Genomic DNA, 19,485 nt, shown 5'->3' on the forward strand with positions numbered 1-19,485 from the left:
CTTACTAGCTAATCAATTGATTTCATGATAAAAAACCTCACTTAATGTGGGGTTTTATACGAGAGAAAATAATGAAATCGAAAACAATTTTTGTTGGTAATGGAATTAACTACCTAGGTGGAACACCTATAAGTTGGAGCAAATTATTAAAAGAGCTGATGAAATATGAACAATTTGATTTTGATGAATTACCATATGCGATGGCCTATGAAAAAATTAGATTCGATTGGCAAGCACATTATCGTGATCAAGATAGTTCACGTTTGAAACAGCATATCGCAGAAAAACTGAAAGATCATCCAGGAAATCCTACTTGTCAAAAAATATTAGAGTCAGGATTTACTAATTACATTACCACCAACTATGATTATGCTATCGAAAACTCATTCAAATCACTAAATAACAAAAATACATTTTCCAATTCTGAGAAAAATGATCAGCAAGGTGAAAAGTATTACAGTATTCGAAGAAAGACTGAGTTAAAAACTGGAAAAGATACTGTTGGAATAGTTTGGCATATACATGGTGAAATTGATCCTTGTAATAGCATCATGTTAGGTTTCAACCATTATGTAGGCTCTGTAGCTAAAGTCGACTCATACATGAAAGGTAAATATAGATCAGACTCAAACCCTAATATCCCCAAGATTAAGAAAATTGAAAAAAAAATCGCAACAAATTCTTACGACAGCCTATCATGGGTTGAGCTTTTTTTTAATAGCGATGTTCATATTGCAGGTTTCAGTTTTGACTTTTATGAAATCGATTTATGGAATATTTTAACCAAACGTGCTCGGCTAAAATCTCAAATAAATAATAGAATTTATTACTATACAAAACCGCTAAGCCAAATTGTTAATGATGCGATCAAAAAAGTTGAAATTAGAAAAAGACAAATGCTAGAAATTTTATCTGTAGAAATTAGAGAAGTAGAACTTCATAAAAATGACTTAGATGAATATGATTATATACGTCAATGGGATGAATTCATCGAACTTATGCGTACAGAGTAAACTTTCCTCGTAAAAATAAATGAATTATTAAAGCCTGCTATATAGTTGAACCCAATGAATCAATTATATAGTAGGTTATTTTTTCTTAATTTATTAGATAAATTTTCCCTATTATTTAAATCGAAGACTAGGAAGCATCCAAGTCTCTAAGCACTACTTTATACGTGATTTATAGTTAATTTTATCTCCCCTCCTCCTAACGAGAGGAAGTATTTCTTATTAAAATCTAATAACATCATGGATTTTAAATTGGATATCCTCTCTCATTCTTGGAAGAAAAAGTAGTAATAACTACCTCACCACACCCAATTTATTCCAAATATCAGGTGTTAAAAAAGTCATAACTAGTTTATTTAAATCAATATAACGCAAGGTACCTTGCAACTGCTGTCTAACTGCTGGATCTTTGACAATATCCTGTCCTGCACTCTGACCTAACTGCTGAAAAGCCTCTCCAACTGCTTTAACACCTTCGGCTTGAATCACAGCCTTAGTCTGTGTCGAACACTGCTCCACAATCACACGCTGTAACACCTGTGCCAGCTTCTGATCCAACTGGGTTTTCTGCTCAGGCGTAACATTACTGAAGGACTTTAAATCTGGATGCGCAGACAAAGCGCTAAAAGTCCATTGCAAAACTGTGGTTTTATCCGCTGCGGTGGTCGCTTTCACCAAACAATCACTGAGTTGATCGACTGTTGGCCCTGCCATTGCCACTTGGGTTGTACCCAACACAGCCGCAGCCATGAACACAGAACGACTCAAATGAGAAAATTTACGGCGGGCAGAAGAATAAACACGAGACATAAGCACAGTTCCAAATTTCAATCTTTCCCTTTGTACCATGTACAAGGCAAATCATCTGTTATGACGCTGTAAATTGCGTAAGTCCACGCCTTTAAAGCTTTGGCAAAGTGTAAAATGAACCTCTAAAACAATCCTATATTCCTGAATGCGCATTTATTCCATACCTGCATAATCCCATGATGCGGGAATATTCGGCTGCTTTGGCACTTTATTTAAATCAATATTCAGGTTGCGACTGCCTTTAAACGATTTCTCACCCGAATCTGATGCTGGTGATACATCTAGACTGTAACGATAACGAAATTGCCAGACCATCGGCTTGATCGGACGAATATCCAGACTCAATCCATCTTCATCATGACAGTTGCCTTTGGAATTCTCATAATCCTGTTCAGAGAAACAAGCTCGAATCATACGATGAAAACTAAAAGGATAATTTTCAATAAAACGATGGGTTTTGCCTGAATCCTTTAATTCATAAAAGCTGGCACGCTCAATCCCCGCCCCACCACCTGAATACATTTCAGAAAAAGTATCAATCACCGCAATGGCATAACGGTTCTGATCCATCGGGAACAGTTTAGGAAAAATATACTGTCCTGATCTTGCCATCTCCTCCGCAGGTGCTAATGGAATATGCCATTGCTTCAATAATTTAAAGCCAGAATTTGAGTGATAAAACTGGACAATATTTCCCTCAGATAATAACCATACATCTTGAGGGGGTATTTTTAAGCTCAGCCATTTTGCTTGCTGCGTACAAAGATCTTTGACTTGCTCACAGAGTTGTTTTTGTTCTGACTGGCTCAGTTGTGCTTTCTTAAACTCCAGAATCTGTAATGGTGCAGCAAAAGTAGAGACACTCATGCAACTCAACACAGCAGTGAAAATGGCTCGACTCAATCTATTGTTATTTTTAAACATGGTATTTCCTTAGGCTATTTTTATAGATTTATCCAATGATTTTACAATTGCTTGAGTTTGATCTGGTGATAAATCTTCATCATCCGAAATATGTTAATTTAAAGCGAAACTTAAAACACGCCATTAAAAATGAAAATATTCCTTACCACTTTTGCTTTTGTATTCTCGATCTTCACTTCGGCAACGCATGCGGAGATTCACAATTTCAAACCGAATTTTCCTCAATTCTCAAATACAGCACAACAACGTCAAACCGAAAACCAAATCTATGCACTGGGTGAAGTCTCCTTTGCCAATGACGTTCGTGTACCGTTCTATGGTATTACTGCGCCAAATCCTGTCGATGATGGACTATTAAAAGATTTTAAAACCTGTACGGCAAAAAGTTGTCATTTCAATTTTAAATTAGCCGCAGATCAGGCCAAGCAACTTAAACTGGTTGCATTGCCTGAAATTGGTCTTGTTCTTTTACCTAGAGACTGGCGCGATGTAGAAGCGCATGCAGGGGCAAATGGCACAGGCTCAGCATTACTCATGAGTCCAAATCAGAAACAGGCCATTGAACTCTATGATTCATCTGTTTGTGTTGGCTGTGGTATGCCCTATGCCAGCCTTTATTTTCCAGACTTGCTAAAACAAAGTATTGAAAATGAATATGGTGGATATAAAGATCCAAAGAAATTAGTCAACGTTGTGCACCCTTCCAAACAAGTGGCCTTCTTTAGTTATCAGATTCCAAAGCTGAATAACAAAACCCATGGTGTGGCTAAATATATCGATGATGGCGACTTTAACTTCAGGATCATTAAAGTAACCCTAGATAAATCCCAACAGCCTTTGGTCGGGACGATTTTAAATTTTTATCATTTTACTCATTAGCCTGTGAGAATGTTTAAGTAGACTGGCTGGCTCTGAGCAGATTCAGGAAATGCTCGACCCGAACATTGTTTTCTTTATTTCGAAAAATCGCATAAATGGGGGCAATACACGGTTTTTTCGCCTCCAGACTGCGATAGACAATCTGCTTGTTCCAAAAATCCTGAATTGAAGCGGGCACAATGGAAATGCCGATCCCCGCAGCAATCAAATTAAGACTTGAAGTTAAGCGCGGTGCTTCCTGCACAATATTGGGATTAAAACCAGCCTGATAGCAGTTCGCCAGAATATTATCAAACAGGTCCTGTCCAGCAATACGGCGATACAATACAAACTCATAAGGCTCGAGGTCTAGCAGTCGAATTGGCCCCTCTTCAACGGCTAGAGGATGATTACTGGGTAATGCCACAATTAATGGTTCATCCAGCACATGCAGACTTTGCAGTCCAATACGAATCGGCGCAGGCTTGCGTAAAAACACAATATCCAGCTCTTGATTAATCACTGCATCGGTTAAGGAGCTGCTACTTTTTTCTTCCAGATGAATGGCAACGGCTGGAAATTTTTCCCGAAACTCACGCAATAAGGCAGGCAGAAATGGATGTAAACCAGCCGAATTGGTAAAACCGATATTGATCTGTCCTTCCAGACCTTGTGCAATATTTTTTACTCGTTTTGGAATGGATTGGGCATGTGCCAGAATCGTGATCGCTTCCTGATATAAAGCCTTCCCCGCTTCGGTGACTTCAACCCCACGTGGCAAACGTTTTAGCAATGTTGTATCCAACTCCTCTTCCAGACTTTTAATCAGTCGGGTCAAAGGTGGCTGTTGCATGTGTAGTCGAACGGCAGCTTTGGAAATATTACTTTCCTCAACCACAGCAACGAATGCGTTCAGTTTATGGATATCAATCATACATACCTTAAAAGTATATCTAACAGCAAAAATAGCATTTGTGAATATACCATAAATCTTTCATGCTATAGCTCACGAAGTTGAACAGAAAGGTTATCCAATGAAAGCCCAAGCCCTATCAATACAGAATGAGCCCATCACAACTGCTCCTGATTGTAAGGCATTATTCACGGGATTTATGAAGTTGGGATTGATGGGTTTTGGTGGGGTTTTACCCTTGGCTCATCGCATCATCGTTGAAGAACACAAATGGATAGATGAAGGCAAATTTACCGACTTGTTAGGCGTCTGCCAATTATTGCCCGGCGGCAACATCATCAATATGGCTGTTGCAATTGGCATGGAATTCGAAGGTGTTAAAGGCGCAATCAGCTCAGTGCTTGGTTTGATCTCCGCACCGACGGCAATCGTGCTGATCATCTATCAGGTGTATGAGTATTTTCAGTATCTCCCAGCAGTCAAACATATGATTCAAGGTCTAGCAGCAGCGGCGGCAGGCTTACTTTTTGCGACAGGATTGAAGATGCTCAGACCGATCTTAAAAAGTTACCTGACCATCTTTACCATTGGATTGACCTTCGTCTTTATGATCTGGATCAAGCTCCCACTGGCACTGACTTTAGCCATTCTACTCGCAATTAACATGCTGGTTTTAGGAGTGAAAAAATCATGATCTTACTCACCCTTGCCATTGTTTTTACTCAACTTTCATTGCTGGCTTTTGGTGGTGGTAACGCCATTCTGCCTGAGATGCAGCATCAGGTTGTTACTGTCCATCAATGGCTCACTGCCGAGCAATTTAGTTCACTGTTTGCGATGGCGCAAGCGGCCCCTGGCCCGAATATGATGATTGTGCCTTTGGTTGGTTGGCATGTCGCAGGCCCAGCAGGACTACTGGTTACGTCACTAGCGAAATTTGGCCCCTCATCCATCATTACCATTTATGCACTTAAATTCTGGGAACGTTTTAAAGCCAATCCATTACGTGCACGTTTTGAAAAAGCCTTGAAACCGATTACTGTGGGTTTGGTTCTAGTCAGTGCGTGGTTGATTGCCGATGCATCTGCACAAAACCTGCTGCTGGTAATGATCGTAATCGTCACCGCAATCTTGGGCATGTTTAAAAAAGTTCATCCACTCTGGGTCATGGCTGCGGGTGCTGGACTGGGAATTGCCTTTCTTTAAGCTTTAAACATCAATAAAAAACCTGCTTGATGCAGGTTTTTTATTGAATCTCGAATTACCAGATACTGACCCGTTTTTCAGGCGCCAAATACATTTTGTCCCCTTCCTTAATCTTGAACGCATCATAGAACGGTGCTTGATTGACTAAAGCGCCATTGGCCCGAACTTTATCTGGCGAATGTGGATCTGTTTTTAAATATACAATCGCTTGAGCTTCTCGGGTCTTGGCACGCCAGACCTGTGCCCAACCCATGTAGAAACGCTGTTCACCAGTTCGACCTTCAATAACAGGTGCTGGCTTGCCTGCCAATGAAATTTGATAGGCTTTGTAGGCAATCGATAGTCCAGAATTATCTGCAATATTTTCACCCAAAGTCAGCTCACCATTGACGTGATACCCTGCAATCGGTTCATAGGCATTATACTGTGCCACCAAAGCCTGTGTTTTGGCTTTAAAGCGCTTGTGATCTTGTGCAGTCCACCAATTGCGCATATTCCCCAATTCATCAAACTGACTACCCTGATCATCAAAACCATGACTAATCTCATGTCCAATGACACTGCCGATGCCACCATAATTAACTGCATCATCGGCATCGATATTAAAAAATGGCGGTTGTAAAATGGCAGCTGGGAATACGATTTCATTAGATGATGGATTGTAATAGGCATTCACCGTCTGCGGTGTCATAAACCATTCATCACGATCCACTGGCTTACCTAGTTTATCTAAATCATCTTGATGCTCAAACTCGCTGGCACGAATCACGTTACCAATGAGGTCACCCTCTTTAATATCTAGCGCTGAGTAATCACGCCATTTCTTTGGATAACCGACTTTAATCGACAAACTGGATAATTTCTTTTTGGCCTGTACTTTAGTTTCGGGACTCATCCAGTCCAATTGGCTAATACTCTGGTCATAAGCCTGTATCAGGTTCTGAACCAAAGTATCCATGCGTTGTTTTTTATCCGCAGAAAAATGCTTTTCCACATAGATTTTGCCTAGACCATCACCCAGTACCCCATTCACAGTTTGTACACCACGCTTCCAGCGCACTTCCTGTTCGGCAACATCACGTAAAGTCTTACCGTAGAAAGCAAAACTTTCATCGACAAAGGCTTTATTCAGGTAAGGCGCAAAACTGCTGATGAGATTCCATTTAAAATAAGCCTTCCAAACGTTTAAAGGAGTTCGATCAATCACTGGATCAAGGGATTGAAAATAACTTAACTGGTTCACCTGAATGGTTTGGATTTTATCCTTCACCCCAACCGAATTGAGATAAGTATTCCAGTCAAATGTCGACGTTAATTTTTTTAGATCTTTGGTTTTATAAATATTATAACGCTTCGATAAATCACGATTCTGAACATTGCTCCACTGAATCTTCGCCAGTTCGGTTTCAAGCGTCAGGATTTCTTTTGCATGTTGAGCCGCTTGCTGATCACCTGACAATTGCAGCATACGTTCAATATGCTTGAGATATTTTGCACGCGTTTCTACAAACTTCTGATCGTCTTTTAAATAATAGTCACGATCAGGTAAACCCAGTCGACGTTGCACCAATCCCGCAATCATCACATCTGAGCGCTTCATATCTTGACCAATACTGATATCAAACGGTGTTCTGACGCCAATTCGAGAAAAATGCCCCATTAATTGGGCAAAACCTTGTTTACTTTGAAGTGCATCGACCCGTGCTAACTCTGACTGCAAAGATTGAATGCCCTTCGCCTCAATCGCTTTTTCATCCATAAAACTGGCATACAGACTGGCAATCTTTTGCTCTACGCTGCCTGCTGCCCATTTTTGCGCAGTCAGGTCTTCAACGATGCGATGTAATTGATTGGTTGATAATTCATGTAACTCATTAAATGCACCCCAACGAGCCTTGTCCGCTGGAATTTCAGTTTGTTTCAGCCATGTTCCATTCACATAATCATAAAAGTCATTATTTGCACTGCCATTCTGATCAATATACTGTTGATCAATACCTGAGATTTTTTGAGTTTGGGCGGATTGAATAGCTTGAGCTGCCCAGACATTTATTGTTGTCGCAGTCAGCGCAACGGCCAAGGCACTTTTAAGCAATAAAGGTTTCATGATTTATCCTGTTTATTTAAGTTCTAAGCGATACAAGAGAAAAATGAGAGATCATTAATTTTATCAACAGACTATAGTGAAACACTTTTGCTGAATAAAGTCATTTTCCCTGCAATATATATTCACTTTTCACATAAAAACTAATACACAAAAAATCATCGCCCATAAAAAAAGCCTTAGTGTTGAACTAAGGCTTTGCTATACAAATGACTGAACTAATCCAAGATTTTTTCAAAAGCTTTAAGACGTTTATGAATAGAGAGTAGCTCAATAATGGTTTTCCATGAGCTAATCAAATATTGGAAGGATTCACGAACCTTTCCAAAAACACCGCCAATCTGATTGATTAAACCAAGCGTCAACTTACCAGAAGCAATCGCTGGGAATAGTACGAATAAGTTATAAAGAATATCCAGCTGCCCATACCATGAAGCAGTTAAGTTAAAGTAGGTATAGTGAAAATATAAGCGAAAATAATTTTTGCGGACCCGTCCAAACAGCTCTTTTAGAGTTGCTGGCTGTGCTCGATCTTCGTGATCTTCCCCATAAACTAACTCCTTACGAAATGCGGCTTCGACTTTCTGATTATTGAACTGTAGCCCTGGTAATTTTATCCCAACCACCATGAGCAAAACCGTACCAAATATCGCCCATGCGATTGCAGCCCAAACAAGCGAATATTGAAGCTCTCCAATTACGGGGATTTCAGGAACATGTTTTGAAAGTTGAAATAATAATGGCAGAAATGCAATCAATGTCATGATCGCTTTGACCAGTTCAACACCCAGATCCTCAACAATCGTGGCAAAGCGCATCGTGTCTTCCTGCACACGTTGTGCCGCACCCTCGACATGGCGTAGCTTAGGCCAGTGTTCGGTATAATACTCATTCATTGCTGTACGCCAACGAAATACATAATGACTGGTGAAAAAAGCATTTAACACAGCCATAGTTACACCAACCATGGCAATGTATAAAAAAACCATGGTTTCTTTATACAAATCAGAAATACTTCCTCCGCCATTGGTCAGCATATTCTGAATCATATCCCAGAAGGGTACATACCAAGCATTTATGGCCAAACTCACTTGAACGCCAAACCAAATATTAAACAGAATAAAAGCAGAACCCCAGATCGACCAACCTTGCCATTTGTTATCTGAGAAAATACGCCAAAACCCAGCGAATAATGCTGTTGCAGTGATAAACCAGAGATAAAACCAAAGTGAAGAAGGTTCCCAGAATCGATTGACTCCGACAGACAGCTCTGCCTCAGCATAGCCTTTAGGAAAACCAAGATACTCTCCCCAACTATGCCCACCGGTATACCAGAGCAACATGTTGAGAGATAACCACACAATCACTGAAATAAAAAACAATCGTGGATTAGGAAAAAAAGATTTAAACATCGTGTTTAACAATCCTTGTTGTGCTGCAATTAACTTTAATGCGTCATCCTATGACTCAAAACTTAAAACTATCTGATAGAAAAGTTTTATGATTTGTAGTTATTTACTATTTTTCTGCACTTTTTAATAGCATTTTGTAGAATATTTATAACTTATTCTTATAGAAAATCCATTTTAGTAAATGGACTCAACGACTTAAGTCCATGTATAAATATGAAGAATACCAAGTTATCGTGGTAGAGAACGGTTTTGCTGTACCGCCATATTTTGCTGATCAGTCTTTGAAAAATCCGTTTTACTTTGAATCGCCCATTGAATATCTGCCAGTTTTTCATTGGCTGCATCAATCCCTGCCTGCATGGTCGACTCTCGGCCTTTCACATCAAAAATATGCGCTTTCTCACGTAGATCAGGTTGAATCACAATATCTGCTTCCTTGAGCTCTTCTTCAGCCAGACGACCTTGCATGATATTGATATTCTGGTTAAACAAGCCCCATACATTGGTGGTTTCGGTATGGATCGGCTGAGCCAAAATATCTACTGCAATCACTACATCTGCGCCCAATTCGCGTGCCACCTGCACAGGTACAGGACTGACCAGACCACCATCAACATATTCCACATCATGAATCATGGTCGGCACAAACATACTTGGAATCGAAGCAGAAGCACGAACAGCCTGCCCTGTATTGCCATAGTTAAATACGGTTTTCGTACCATCTTTTAACTCTGTCGCAACCACATAGAGCGGGATTTTCAGCTTTTCTAAGGGTGTATTGTGAACTTGCTGATTGATATAGTCTTCAACCTTTTTTCCATCAAAAAAGCCTTTCAGACTCAGATTGACATCACGGACATCATTGGCTTTTAGCTTCAAGGCAATATCACGTAATTCAGCTGCACTTTTTCCACTGGCATAGATTGAACCCACAATACTACCCGCACTGGTTCCCACGATAAAATCAGGACGAATGCCTTGTTGTTCTAAAACTTCGATCACACCAATATGAGCATAGCCACGCGCCCCACCACTTCCAAGCACCAGTGCCACTACAGGGCGCTTTTGTTGCTGTTTAATATAGGTAAATGGTTGCGAAACAGCATGTGCTTGAGCATCTTCCACAGCAGGACTTAAATGAGTTGTCGTTTGGCAACCCGCCAAGGTCACCATTGAAAGCGCAAGCGTCCATAATTTAAGCTGTTTCATACGCAGTGTTGCCATATTGACTATTTTTCTGTGTCGGATTTTAGCGCCAGCACATTTGAAAAGATGTATCAATTTCTTTGCATTTGTCATAAAAACTTCATAAAAAAAGTCCCTCGAAAGGGACTTTTTTCATTGATTCAATGTCTTATTAAAAACAAATTACCAAATATCAGAACCGACTTTTTTCTTCAGTTCTGGATAGTTATCAATTTTGAATTCTGGCTCTTTAATGCCTTTCTTCAACTGTGAGGTATAGTCTTTCAATAAAGTACGCGCCATTGGTGTTAACAATAAGATTGCGATCAAGTTAATGGTTGCCATGATTCCCATGAACAAGTCAGCCATTGACCAAACTAACGGAACGCTACCAATTGCACCAAAGTACACCATCACCAACACAAAAATTCGGAAGATGAACATGACTTTTGGATTGTTATTGATGAACTGCACATTACTTTCCGCATAAGCATAGTTACCTAACACGGCTGAATAACAGAACAAGAATAAGAGAATCGCAAGGAAGTCACCACCCCAGCTGCCCACTTGAGACTCTAAAGCACGTTGAGTTAATTCAACACCCACGAAGCCTGCATCATGGTAAACACCAGAAACAAGGATAATGATTGCCGTACTTGTACATACAATGAAGGTATCTACGAATACACCAAGCATTTGAACCAAACCTTGGTTCACAGGATGTTTTACATCAGAAGCAGCGGCAGCATTCGGAGCCGAACCCATACCTGCTTCGTTTGAGAACAAACCACGCTTGATCCCTTGCATCATTGCCATAGAAATCATGGCACCGAAGAAACCACCCGCTGCGGCGTTGAACTGGAACGCTTCAGTGAAGATCAATTTGAAAATGCCAGGAAGAAGTTCGTAGTTGCTCAGTGCAATATACAAAGCAACGGCTAAATACAGACCTGCTTTTAATGGAACAAACATTTCAGCAAATTTAGCGATACGTTTAATACCACCAAAAATTGCGAGTGCCACTAAAACAACAAGTGCCAGACCAACCCATGAGATTTCAAGATCAACACCACCTAGGTGCGCAACAAGATTGGCTTTGTCCCAGCCCCATGCATGTGAAGAAGCGTTGGCAATCGCATTGATCTGAACTGAGTTGAATACGAAACCATAAGTAAAGATCAGTGCAAGTGCGAAGATCACACCAAAGGTTTTACTGCGTAAGCCTTGAGTAATATAGTAAGCTGGTCCACCCCGAAACTGCTTGCTATTACTGTCTCTCACTTTAAATAACTGAGCAAGCGAAGACTCAATAAAAGCTGAGCTCATACCCAATAATGCAGTAAACCACATCCAGAACACGGCGCCAGGTCCACCAATCGCAATCGCAATCGCAACACCCGCAATGTTACCTACACCAACACGGCTTGCTAAACCCGTTACAAATGCCTGAAAGGGTGTAAGTCCGTGTGAATCTTTCTCTTCACCTTTAGTACGACTGCCCTTCATCACCTTGATACTGTGAAAGAACATTCTAATCTGTACAGCTTTCGTCGCAATGGTATAGAAGATACCCACTGCAAGAAGGAAAACAACGAGGAAGTCCCATAAAGGATCATTGAAAAAACTTACCCAAGCCATCAGGGTGTCATTTAATTTTTCATTCATCACTTATTCGCTTTTAAATATTTTATGTACATCCGTACATATACGATAACAATGGATGAATCAAAAAAGCCCCGTTGGGGGCTTTTGATCCGACTTAGGCAAAGAATTTCAAAATTAATTGAATTACTGTTGCGTTAATTAAATCAACAAAGAACGCACCACAAAGCGGAACAATCAGGAACGCTTTATGAGATGGTCCATACATGTTGGTAATTGCCTGCATGTTTGCAACTGCTGTTGGTGTTGCCCCCATACCAAAACCACAGTGACCAGCTGCCAATACAGCAGCGTCGTAGTTTTTACCCATGACACGGAAGGTCACGAATGCTGCATACAATGCCATAGTAATAGTTTGCGCACCTAAAATTACGACGAGCGGCCCAGCAAGATCTGCCAACTGCCATAATTTAAGCGAAAGCAATGCCATTGCTAAATAAAGTGACAATGACGCGTTACCAAAAACATCAATCGCGCGATCAAAGATATCAATCTTTAATACGCTTTCTAAGATATTACGTAAAATAACACCGCCACCGAGTGCCCAAACGAAAGTTGGTAACTCGAACCATGTCCCCTTACTAAAGCCAGTCATGAACTCTGCAAATGCAAGACACGCAGCAAACATACCTAAAGTAGTAATGGCATTATCAGCAGTGATTAAACGGACTTGATGTGGATTTTCAAATGGTGCCAGTTCGTCAGGATGCTGATCTAAATGCGTATCGCGGTTTTTGATTTCTGCTGGTGTCTGTGCTTGAGCAAGGCTATAACGGTTAATCAACAATTTAGCCAATGGACCACCGATAATACCACCGATAATCAGACCAAACGTTGCACTCGCCATACCTAACGCCAAGGCACCTTGAATCCCATGTTGAGTTTCAAGAATCTCACCCCATGCACCTGCTGTACCGTGACCACCTGTCAACGTGATTGAACCTGCAATCAGACCAACCAGCGGATCGATACCCAGCATCGTTGCCAGACTCATACCGACAGCATTCTGAACCACGATGAATGATGCAACACAGACCAGGAAGATCACCAACCCGATACCACCTTCTTTGAGCTTCATGAAATTGGCACTTAAACCAATAGAAGCAAAGAAGATCAACATAAAACTGGTTTGTAACTCGCTACTAAAGACAATGCTATAGCCCCAAAGCGAATGCACAAGTAGCGAAACTACCGCAGCAACAAGACCACCTGCAACAGGCTCAGGAATATTATAGCGTCTTAAAAAATCAATTTTATTAACGAGCAAACGCCCTAATAACAACACGATAACGGCTGAAATCAGGGTATAAAAACCATTAAAAGTAAATTCCATATCTTCTTCCGTTTATTTCACCAGTTCATTCGATGGCTTGTCCCCACCTCAAAACTGCTAAAATAGTAACTCTCAAAATGAGTGAAAACTCAATCAACTTTATAAAAAGCATACAGTCCGATATAAGAACCTTTTACACATTATAGTGATTCAGTTTTCACGGATGATTTTCATCTGTAGGATAGATGGCTTAGAAGTTATAGCAAGCCATTGCCCCTACACGATTATCTTTACCCTCGATCGCTATTCTTTTCAGCGCCTTCCAGATCAACCTTATTGATGCGGTTAAAAATACCATCGCCGCCTTTTGATTGATACAAAGCATTACCACGCAAGAAACCATAAAGCTTTACTTCTGCACCAGATGCAGCGCTAAAACTTAATGGAGATTTTTTCGGGGTATTGGCCGCGACAACAGCAGGAGTATTTTGATTATTGGTGGTAACCCCTGTACTAGCAGGAGCTACGGCAACTTGAGGCGTATCATTTTGTTGTTTTGCTTGGGGAACATATTGCTGTAATAAAGCGCTTAATTCCTTCACTTCATCATGAAGTCGCTGAATCTGTTTTTGCTCTGAAGCAGCATGTGTACTGTTCATCATTAAGGTTGCAACAGTAATTGCCAGACCTTGCATTACGAACGGCTTACGGATGAGAGTTAAACTCATGAGAAGCTCCTTGTATATAGTGTATATTTCAACAATTCCCACAGACATTGAACTGGATAAACTCAAGCTGTCTTTTAAATAGAAAATTCCCCCTCACCGGATCAGCAAGGAAAGCCTAATCAATTTTAAAAAGGGCGTATTATGCATAAATTTCGAATATTGTGTGTACTTTTTATTTAAAGAGTTTTATTGATTTCATTGAGTATGCATAAATATTATTTCGATTTCATTATGTTACCAATAGAATTATTTTTCACACAAATCAGACAAAAGATAGAAAACTCACAACAATTAATGTTAATCCGCTAATTTATTTGCATATTTTTTACTCAAACCTATATTTATACCTGAAAAACTGGCAACAAAAAACATTTATTGATTTATAGTCTCCAGACATTAAAAAATCAAAATGTTGAGGAGTCTTCATGAACACGGAACAAGTCCGCCTTGTGGATGAGGCCATTACATCTCGTCACTCGGTACGTGCGTTTTTAGATACCCCTGTTGATCCCCAAACCATTAGAGATATCTTGACGGTTGCCAGTCGTGCGCCTTCTGGTACTAATGTTCAGCCATGGAAAGTCTATGTAGTGACAGGGCAAAAACGTGCTGAAATGATTGACCGTGTTTGTGCAGCGCAAATTGAACTTTTGCAAAAGCCTGAACTGGCTGCCCAATATCAGGAAACTTTTGCCTACTATCCTGAAACCTGGATTTCACCGTTTATTGATCGTCGTCGTGCCAATGGCTGGGGACTTTATGGCTTGCTCGGCATCCAGAAAGATGAAAAAGAAAAAATGGCAGCGCAGCAATTGCGTAACTTTCAGCTATTTGATGCGCCTGTTGCCTTGTATTTTACCGTAAATAAAATAATGGGCATTGGTTCCAAAATGGATATTTCCATGATGCTCCAAAATGTCATGGTGGCTGCTAAGGCGCGTGGTCTGGATACTTGCCCACAAGCCGCATGGAATCATTTCCACCCAATCGTTTTAGATATTTTAGGTGCACCAGATGACGAAGAACTGGTATGCACAATTGCTTTGGGTTATGCCGATCCTGACCATATTGTGAATACTTTCATTACGCCACGCGAACCAGTTGAAAACTTCACCGTCTTTTTAGATTAATCCACTAGAAATGCAGCAGTAGTTCTTTAGCTAGAACGACTGCTTTGCAACTTACCCACTTTTAAAATCGCCAAGAAACCTGCGCTGGTAAATAACAGCATCATGATGCCCATATTCAGGGACGCTTTCCAGAGCAGGAAATTCAGGATAATCCCCGCCAATAGACCGCAAGCAAATTGCATACTGCCCATAATCGCACTGGCTGTGCCTGCACGCGCGCCTTGTTGAGACATTGCCAAAGCCATCGCATTCGGCCCCGTTAAACCAATGCCAGACACCACCAAGAACAAGCCAGACATGAGTAACCATAATGGCGCATGCACCATAAAGCCCGCCCCTAGCACAATCAACGCGCCAAAACACTGAATCGCACCACCCAGCTTTAAACGCTGGAAAATGCCCATACGGGTATTTAAGTGTTTATTAATAGAAGACATCAACATGATGCCAGCTGCATTTAAGGCAAAAGCATAAGAGAAATTTTGCTGAGATAAACCATACTGTCCCATGAAAACAGCTGAAGCAGAACTGATATAACAGAATAAGGCAGCGCCTGTTAAACATCCCGCAAACATCGGCACACGGAAACTCTCATCCTTTAAGATCGCCCCATATAATGTTGTGACTTGATAGACCGATAATTTTAAACGGCGCTCAACGGGCAAAGATTCTTTAAAGAAGAAATGCACACAGAACCAGCAAATTACGCCAATAATGGCCAAGCTAATAAAGATTGCTTGCCACGGGAAAAAATTCAGAATCCACGCCCCAAACATCGGTGCAAGAATTGGGGCTAATCCCATCACAATCATCATGCTGGAAAATGCTTGTGCAGATCCTTGCATGTCAAGACGGTCACGGATTGCAGCGCGTGCCATCACGACACCCACGCAACCACCTAAAGCCTGAAAAATACGGGCTGCAATCAAGGCCCATTCATTGGTTGCAAAGACACAAGCCAGACTGGCGATGGCATAAAGCGCCAAGCCAAAATAAAGAGGGGTTTTACGTCCAATCCGGTCACTGACAGGGCCATAAATCAACTGACCAATTGCCAAACCCAAGAAATAAGCAGGCAAGGTATTGGCAACCATTTGTGTACTTACCCCGAATTCATCTGCCATTTGAGGCAAAGCAGGTAAATACATATCAATGGATAACGGCCCTAACGCAGTTAACAAAGCAAGCAACATAATCCATGCTGTTGAATATTGACGTTGATTGGTTTGCTCGGCCTGCATACTGCCCCACTTTAACAAATTTTGGAATATTCTAAGCTTAGCATCCCCACCAGATTTGTGCATAATATTAACGTCTGCGAACACTTTATCCCTGTGAACAGTCACGATGAAAATTCAATTGTAGAATACAAGAAGGACAACCCTTGAATCCTTGGTTCGGACGTTTAAAACAAACAACCTATAACACCACGTTTATGTATAACGTGCGTATGTTAATTGCCTTTACAGGGACAGCTTTTGTTCCTTATTTATTAGATTATCAACTTGCAACGATTCCCTTAACATTAGGTGTCGTCGCTGCAGCGATTAGTGATATTGATGACCGCTTCTCTGTGCGCATCATGAATCTGATTTATACCTATATCGGATTTTTTATCACTGCTGCATCGGTTCAACTGTTATTCCCCTATCCTGTTGCCTTTGCAATCGGATTAATTGCCTCATGTATCGGCTGGATCTTACTCGGTTCACTCGGGCGACGTTATGCCACAATCGCTTACGGTTGTCTGGTCACTTCCGTCTATACCATGTTGGGGGTGCATTTATTTGAGCAATGGTATGTTCAACCCGCCCTTTTAGTCGCAGGTGCGGCTTGGTATGGCCTACTCTCCACCATCAGCTTCCTGCTTTTCCCTGTGCGGAAAGTTCGGGATCAGCTTTCAGCTTCCTATTCTGCGCTAGGTAGTTTCTTATTTGCCAAGTCTAACCTGTTTGATGTGGATATGACTCCATCCAGCTATCAACAAAGCATGATTGATATTGCCATGGAGAATGGCAAGCTGGTGGCGATCTTTAATGATCTACGCATGTCCTTATTAACTCGTCTCAAAGGTGACCGCGGTCAAAAGGACACACGGCGTAGCCTGCAATATTATTTTGTAGCTCAAGATATTCATGAGCGTGCCGATTCAGCCCATATTGATTATCAGAAATTGGCAAAAGTCTTCCAGCACAGCGATATTCTGTTCCGTTTCCAGCGCATTCTTTCCATTCAAGGCAAGGCCTGTCAGGATTTGTCTCAGTCGATCCTCAGTCGTACCCGTTATGTCCATAACAAACGCTTCAAACATAGTTTTGAAAATTTAAGGATGTCGTTGGAAAAACTGCGCGAAGATGGACATTATGATCAGGTGCGGATTAATGCATTGTTTGCGCTATATCAGAACCTGAAATCAATTGATGCACAATTACAGAATCTGGAAACCGAACGGAATCTGCAAAAAATCAATGCACAACATGCGGAAAGCCAGCTCAAAGATGATGACCTCAAAGGCTGGAATGACATTATTGTGCGTGTGAAACAACATCTCTCACCTGAGTCGGTGTTATTTCGCCATGCTGTCCGTTTATCGATTGTGCTGTTTATCGGCTATCTATTTATCCAGATGACTGATATCGCCTACGGTTACTGGATTCTGTTAACAGCACTGTTTGTTTGCCAACCGAACTTTAACGCCACCAAACGCCGTTTGTATTTGCGAATTGTTGGTACATTGGTCGGCATTATTGTCGGTCTTGCGATTATCTATTTTATTCCTTCGATTGAAGGACAACTGGTCATGCTGGTGCTGAGCGGTGTGCTATTTTTAGAATTGCGCAGTAAACAGTATGCACAAGCCACTGCCTTTATTACCATTTTAGCCTTAATCAACTTTAATCTGGATGGCTCAGCCTTTGCAGCTGGTTTTCCACGCTTGATTGATACGGTGATTGGTTGTGCTCTGGCTTGGTTTGGTGTCAGTTTTATCTGGCCAGACTGGAAATTCCGCAGACTGCCCCGCTCGATCCGTCGTTCTTTACAGGCGCAATGTAAATATCTTGCAGAAGTGGTCGAGCAATATCATCATGGCCGTAATAATGCCCTGAATTATCGTGTTGTCCGACGCGCTGCCCACAATACTGATGCAGAAGTGGCTTCGCTGATTTCAACCATTGCCACCGAACCGAATATTGATGTGAACCAAAAAAGTCTAGCCTTCGAGTTTCTATGTCTCAGCCATACTTTTTTAAGTTATATCGCAGCATTAGGGGCACATCGTGAAAAAATTCAGGATCAGGAAGTATTATCTCTACTTGATCAGGCGCTGGATGATATTCAAGGTGCATTACTCAGAGATGAAGTTCCTGATTTATCAGCACAAAATATGATGCAAACCATTCGTGACCGTCTAAGCCGCAATGAAGAAAATGATCAAAACTCATTAATTATCTTGCAGCAACTGTCATTGATGCTAGGTGTACTGACCCGTTTAAGTATGCTGAAACAAAGCCTGAGTCATGAACCAAATGAAGACGGCACAGAGTATGCATCGCTCTAATCATTCGCCATTGGCATAATATCTTTGCATGCCAATAGGTGTTAAACTTAACCCAGTTCTAAACTCATTTTTTACACTATGACCGCCAAAACGCTATACGCTTATACGCTACAACCTGTTCCTTACGAAGTTTCTGAAGCTGAACAACGTCAAGCTCAACTTATGATTTGGCGTAGTACCAACAAATTCAGCCGCAAAGCATGGATGATTATGATTGCACTTGTTGTGCTTTCTTTAGTTGCAGCAGGACTTATTAAATATTACTCAACCTACTCTACCGTGATTTGCTGGGTAGTGATTGTGAGTGTGGTTCTTTTTTATTTGATCAAGAAATTTGGTCTGGAGTGGTACGTCAAACGTAAAATGACTGAATTCCCTGTTCAGGAAATTAAAGGTTTACGTTTAGGTGTACAACCGCATGGTATCGTGATGCGTCAAAAAGTTGGCCTACAAGAAGGCACAGCGACAATTGGCTGGAAAGATATTTATGAATGGTATAGCTCACCAGACTTTATCCTTGTAAATTTCAAGGTAAAAACCCCAAAAGGTGAAGAACAGCAAGGTGCTTATATTTTGCCAAAACGTATGGATTCAAAGAACTTTTCTTTCAATACCGTTCGTAAGCACTTAAATGAAACTGTAGGCGCGCCTAAATCGATTTAAGACATGGATGAATAAAAACCTCTCGCAATGAGAGGTTTTTTTATTGCC

The 19,485-nt window shown here is 41.0% G+C and carries 16 protein-coding genes and 1 pseudogene; 7 read left to right on the forward strand and 10 right to left on the reverse strand.

The features are described from left to right. Positions 1-71: 71 nt before the first annotated feature. Positions 72-1,013: an SIR2 family protein gene (locus A9Z07_RS11505; protein ID WP_171258973.1), complete on the forward strand. Its 942-nt coding sequence runs from the start codon at positions 72-74 to the stop codon at positions 1,011-1,013. Positions 1,014-1,304: 291 nt separating this feature from the next. On the opposite strand, the gene A9Z07_RS11510 is transcribed toward A9Z07_RS11505, so the two are convergent. Both A9Z07_RS11510 and A9Z07_RS11515 read right to left on the reverse strand, forming a co-directional pair. Continuing rightward, positions 1,305-1,820, reverse strand: a complete 516-nt coding sequence (locus tag A9Z07_RS11510; protein ID WP_069578827.1) for a hypothetical protein — start codon at positions 1,818-1,820, stop codon at positions 1,305-1,307. A 153-nt stretch (positions 1,821-1,973) separates the two neighbouring features. After that, positions 1,974-2,744, reverse strand: a complete 771-nt coding sequence (locus A9Z07_RS11515; protein ID WP_069578829.1) for a hypothetical protein — start codon at positions 2,742-2,744, stop codon at positions 1,974-1,976. A gap of 129 nt (positions 2,745-2,873) precedes the next feature. Between A9Z07_RS11515 and A9Z07_RS11520 the strand changes: the two genes are divergently transcribed. Further along, entirely contained in the window at positions 2,874-3,623 is a 750-nt protein-coding gene (locus tag A9Z07_RS11520) for a DUF4850 domain-containing protein (protein ID WP_069578830.1), read from the forward strand. A 13-nt stretch (positions 3,624-3,636) separates the two neighbouring features. Here the strand turns inward: A9Z07_RS11520 and A9Z07_RS11525 are convergent, their stop codons facing one another. Continuing rightward, entirely contained in the window at positions 3,637-4,536 is a 900-nt protein-coding gene (locus A9Z07_RS11525) for a LysR family transcriptional regulator (RefSeq protein WP_069578832.1), read from the reverse strand. 100 nt (positions 4,537-4,636) lie between these two features. Between A9Z07_RS11525 and A9Z07_RS11530 the strand changes: the two genes are divergently transcribed. Both A9Z07_RS11530 and A9Z07_RS11535 read left to right on the forward strand, forming a co-directional pair. After that, entirely contained in the window at positions 4,637-5,209 is a 573-nt protein-coding gene (locus A9Z07_RS11530; RefSeq protein ID WP_004775326.1) for a chromate transporter, read from the forward strand. Further along, complete coding sequence (locus A9Z07_RS11535; protein ID WP_069578835.1) at positions 5,206-5,721, forward strand: chromate transporter; 516 nt, start codon at positions 5,206-5,208, stop codon at positions 5,719-5,721. The genes A9Z07_RS11530 and A9Z07_RS11535 overlap by 4 nt, the downstream gene beginning before the upstream one ends. Before the next feature lie 55 nt (positions 5,722-5,776). Here the strand turns inward: A9Z07_RS11535 and A9Z07_RS11540 are convergent, their stop codons facing one another. The 6 genes and pseudogenes from A9Z07_RS11540 to A9Z07_RS11565 all read right to left on the reverse strand — a co-directional run. After that, entirely contained in the window at positions 5,777-7,828 is a 2,052-nt protein-coding gene (locus A9Z07_RS11540; RefSeq protein ID WP_069578836.1) for a M13 family metallopeptidase, read from the reverse strand. A gap of 215 nt (positions 7,829-8,043) precedes the next feature. Beyond that, positions 8,044-9,237, reverse strand: coding sequence for a peptide antibiotic transporter SbmA (gene sbmA / locus A9Z07_RS11545; RefSeq protein ID WP_069578841.1), 1,194 nt, complete (start codon positions 9,235-9,237; stop codon positions 8,044-8,046). A gap of 228 nt (positions 9,238-9,465) precedes the next feature. Then, on the reverse strand, positions 9,466-10,446 hold the full coding sequence (locus A9Z07_RS11550) for a patatin-like phospholipase family protein (RefSeq protein ID WP_069578872.1): 981 nt from the start codon (positions 10,444-10,446) through the stop codon (positions 9,466-9,468). A gap of 159 nt (positions 10,447-10,605) precedes the next feature. Next, positions 10,606-12,087 carry an alanine/glycine:cation symporter family protein gene (locus A9Z07_RS11555; protein WP_069578843.1) on the reverse strand — a complete coding sequence of 494 codons (1,482 nt, stop codon included), beginning with the start codon at positions 12,085-12,087 and terminating at the stop codon, positions 10,606-10,608. Between the two features lie 94 nt (positions 12,088-12,181). Then, a complete protein-coding gene (gene gltS, locus A9Z07_RS11560) occupies positions 12,182-13,417 on the reverse strand; it encodes a sodium/glutamate symporter (protein WP_004775335.1) in 1,236 nt (411 codons plus the stop codon). Between the two features lie 236 nt (positions 13,418-13,653). Next, positions 13,654-14,085: pseudogene (locus A9Z07_RS11565) on the reverse strand (hypothetical protein); the annotation flags it as partial. Between the two features lie 425 nt (positions 14,086-14,510). Here A9Z07_RS11565 and A9Z07_RS11570 point away from each other — a divergent pair. Beyond that, on the forward strand, positions 14,511-15,215 hold the full coding sequence (locus A9Z07_RS11570) for a nitroreductase (protein WP_069578846.1): 705 nt from the start codon (positions 14,511-14,513) through the stop codon (positions 15,213-15,215). 26 nt (positions 15,216-15,241) lie between these two features. On the opposite strand, the gene A9Z07_RS11575 is transcribed toward A9Z07_RS11570, so the two are convergent. After that, positions 15,242-16,456: a multidrug effflux MFS transporter gene (locus A9Z07_RS11575; RefSeq protein ID WP_062846088.1), complete on the reverse strand. Its 1,215-nt coding sequence runs from the start codon at positions 16,454-16,456 to the stop codon at positions 15,242-15,244. A 143-nt stretch (positions 16,457-16,599) separates the two neighbouring features. Here A9Z07_RS11575 and yccS point away from each other — a divergent pair, with 143 nt between their 5' ends. Then, on the forward strand, positions 16,600-18,774 hold the full coding sequence (gene yccS, locus A9Z07_RS11580) for a YccS family putative transporter (protein WP_004775341.1): 2,175 nt from the start codon (positions 16,600-16,602) through the stop codon (positions 18,772-18,774). Positions 18,775-18,852: 78 nt separating this feature from the next. Then, positions 18,853-19,437 carry a YcxB family protein gene (locus A9Z07_RS11585; RefSeq protein WP_005259343.1) on the forward strand — a complete coding sequence of 195 codons (585 nt, stop codon included), beginning with the start codon at positions 18,853-18,855 and terminating at the stop codon, positions 19,435-19,437. Positions 19,438-19,485: the final 48 nt, after the last annotated feature.

It is taken from the genome of Acinetobacter sp. YK3 (genome assembly GCF_001729365.1).
In the GTDB taxonomy this organism is placed as follows: domain Bacteria; phylum Pseudomonadota; class Gammaproteobacteria; order Pseudomonadales; family Moraxellaceae; genus Acinetobacter; species Acinetobacter vivianii.

What these genes read in the sequence shown, in the direction of transcription:
- A9Z07_RS11505 (WP_171258973.1), top strand. Translation starts at nt 72, where the DNA reads ATGAAATCGAAAACAATTTTTGTTGGTAATGGAATTAACTACCTAGGT.
- A9Z07_RS11510 (WP_069578827.1), bottom strand. Translation starts at nt 1,820, where the DNA reads ATGTCTCGTGTTTATTCTTCTGCCCGCCGTAAATTTTCTCATTTGAGT.
- A9Z07_RS11515 (WP_069578829.1), bottom strand. Translation starts at nt 2,744, where the DNA reads ATGTTTAAAAATAACAATAGATTGAGTCGAGCCATTTTCACTGCTGTG.
- A9Z07_RS11520 (WP_069578830.1), top strand. Translation starts at nt 2,874, where the DNA reads ATGAAAATATTCCTTACCACTTTTGCTTTTGTATTCTCGATCTTCACT.
- A9Z07_RS11525 (WP_069578832.1), bottom strand. Translation starts at nt 4,536, where the DNA reads ATGATTGATATCCATAAACTGAACGCATTCGTTGCTGTGGTTGAGGAA.
- A9Z07_RS11530 (WP_004775326.1), top strand. Translation starts at nt 4,637, where the DNA reads ATGAAAGCCCAAGCCCTATCAATACAGAATGAGCCCATCACAACTGCT.
- A9Z07_RS11535 (WP_069578835.1), top strand. Translation starts at nt 5,206, where the DNA reads ATGATCTTACTCACCCTTGCCATTGTTTTTACTCAACTTTCATTGCTG.
- A9Z07_RS11540 (WP_069578836.1), bottom strand. Translation starts at nt 7,828, where the DNA reads ATGAAACCTTTATTGCTTAAAAGTGCCTTGGCCGTTGCGCTGACTGCG.
- sbmA (WP_069578841.1), bottom strand. Translation starts at nt 9,237, where the DNA reads ATGTTTAAATCTTTTTTTCCTAATCCACGATTGTTTTTTATTTCAGTG.
- A9Z07_RS11550 (WP_069578872.1), bottom strand. Translation starts at nt 10,446, where the DNA reads ATGAAACAGCTTAAATTATGGACGCTTGCGCTTTCAATGGTGACCTTG.
- A9Z07_RS11555 (WP_069578843.1), bottom strand. Translation starts at nt 12,087, where the DNA reads ATGAATGAAAAATTAAATGACACCCTGATGGCTTGGGTAAGTTTTTTC.
- gltS (WP_004775335.1), bottom strand. Translation starts at nt 13,417, where the DNA reads ATGGAATTTACTTTTAATGGTTTTTATACCCTGATTTCAGCCGTTATC.
- A9Z07_RS11570 (WP_069578846.1), top strand. Translation starts at nt 14,511, where the DNA reads ATGAACACGGAACAAGTCCGCCTTGTGGATGAGGCCATTACATCTCGT.
- A9Z07_RS11575 (WP_062846088.1), bottom strand. Translation starts at nt 16,456, where the DNA reads ATGCAGGCCGAGCAAACCAATCAACGTCAATATTCAACAGCATGGATT.
- A9Z07_RS11585 (WP_005259343.1), top strand. Translation starts at nt 18,853, where the DNA reads ATGACCGCCAAAACGCTATACGCTTATACGCTACAACCTGTTCCTTAC.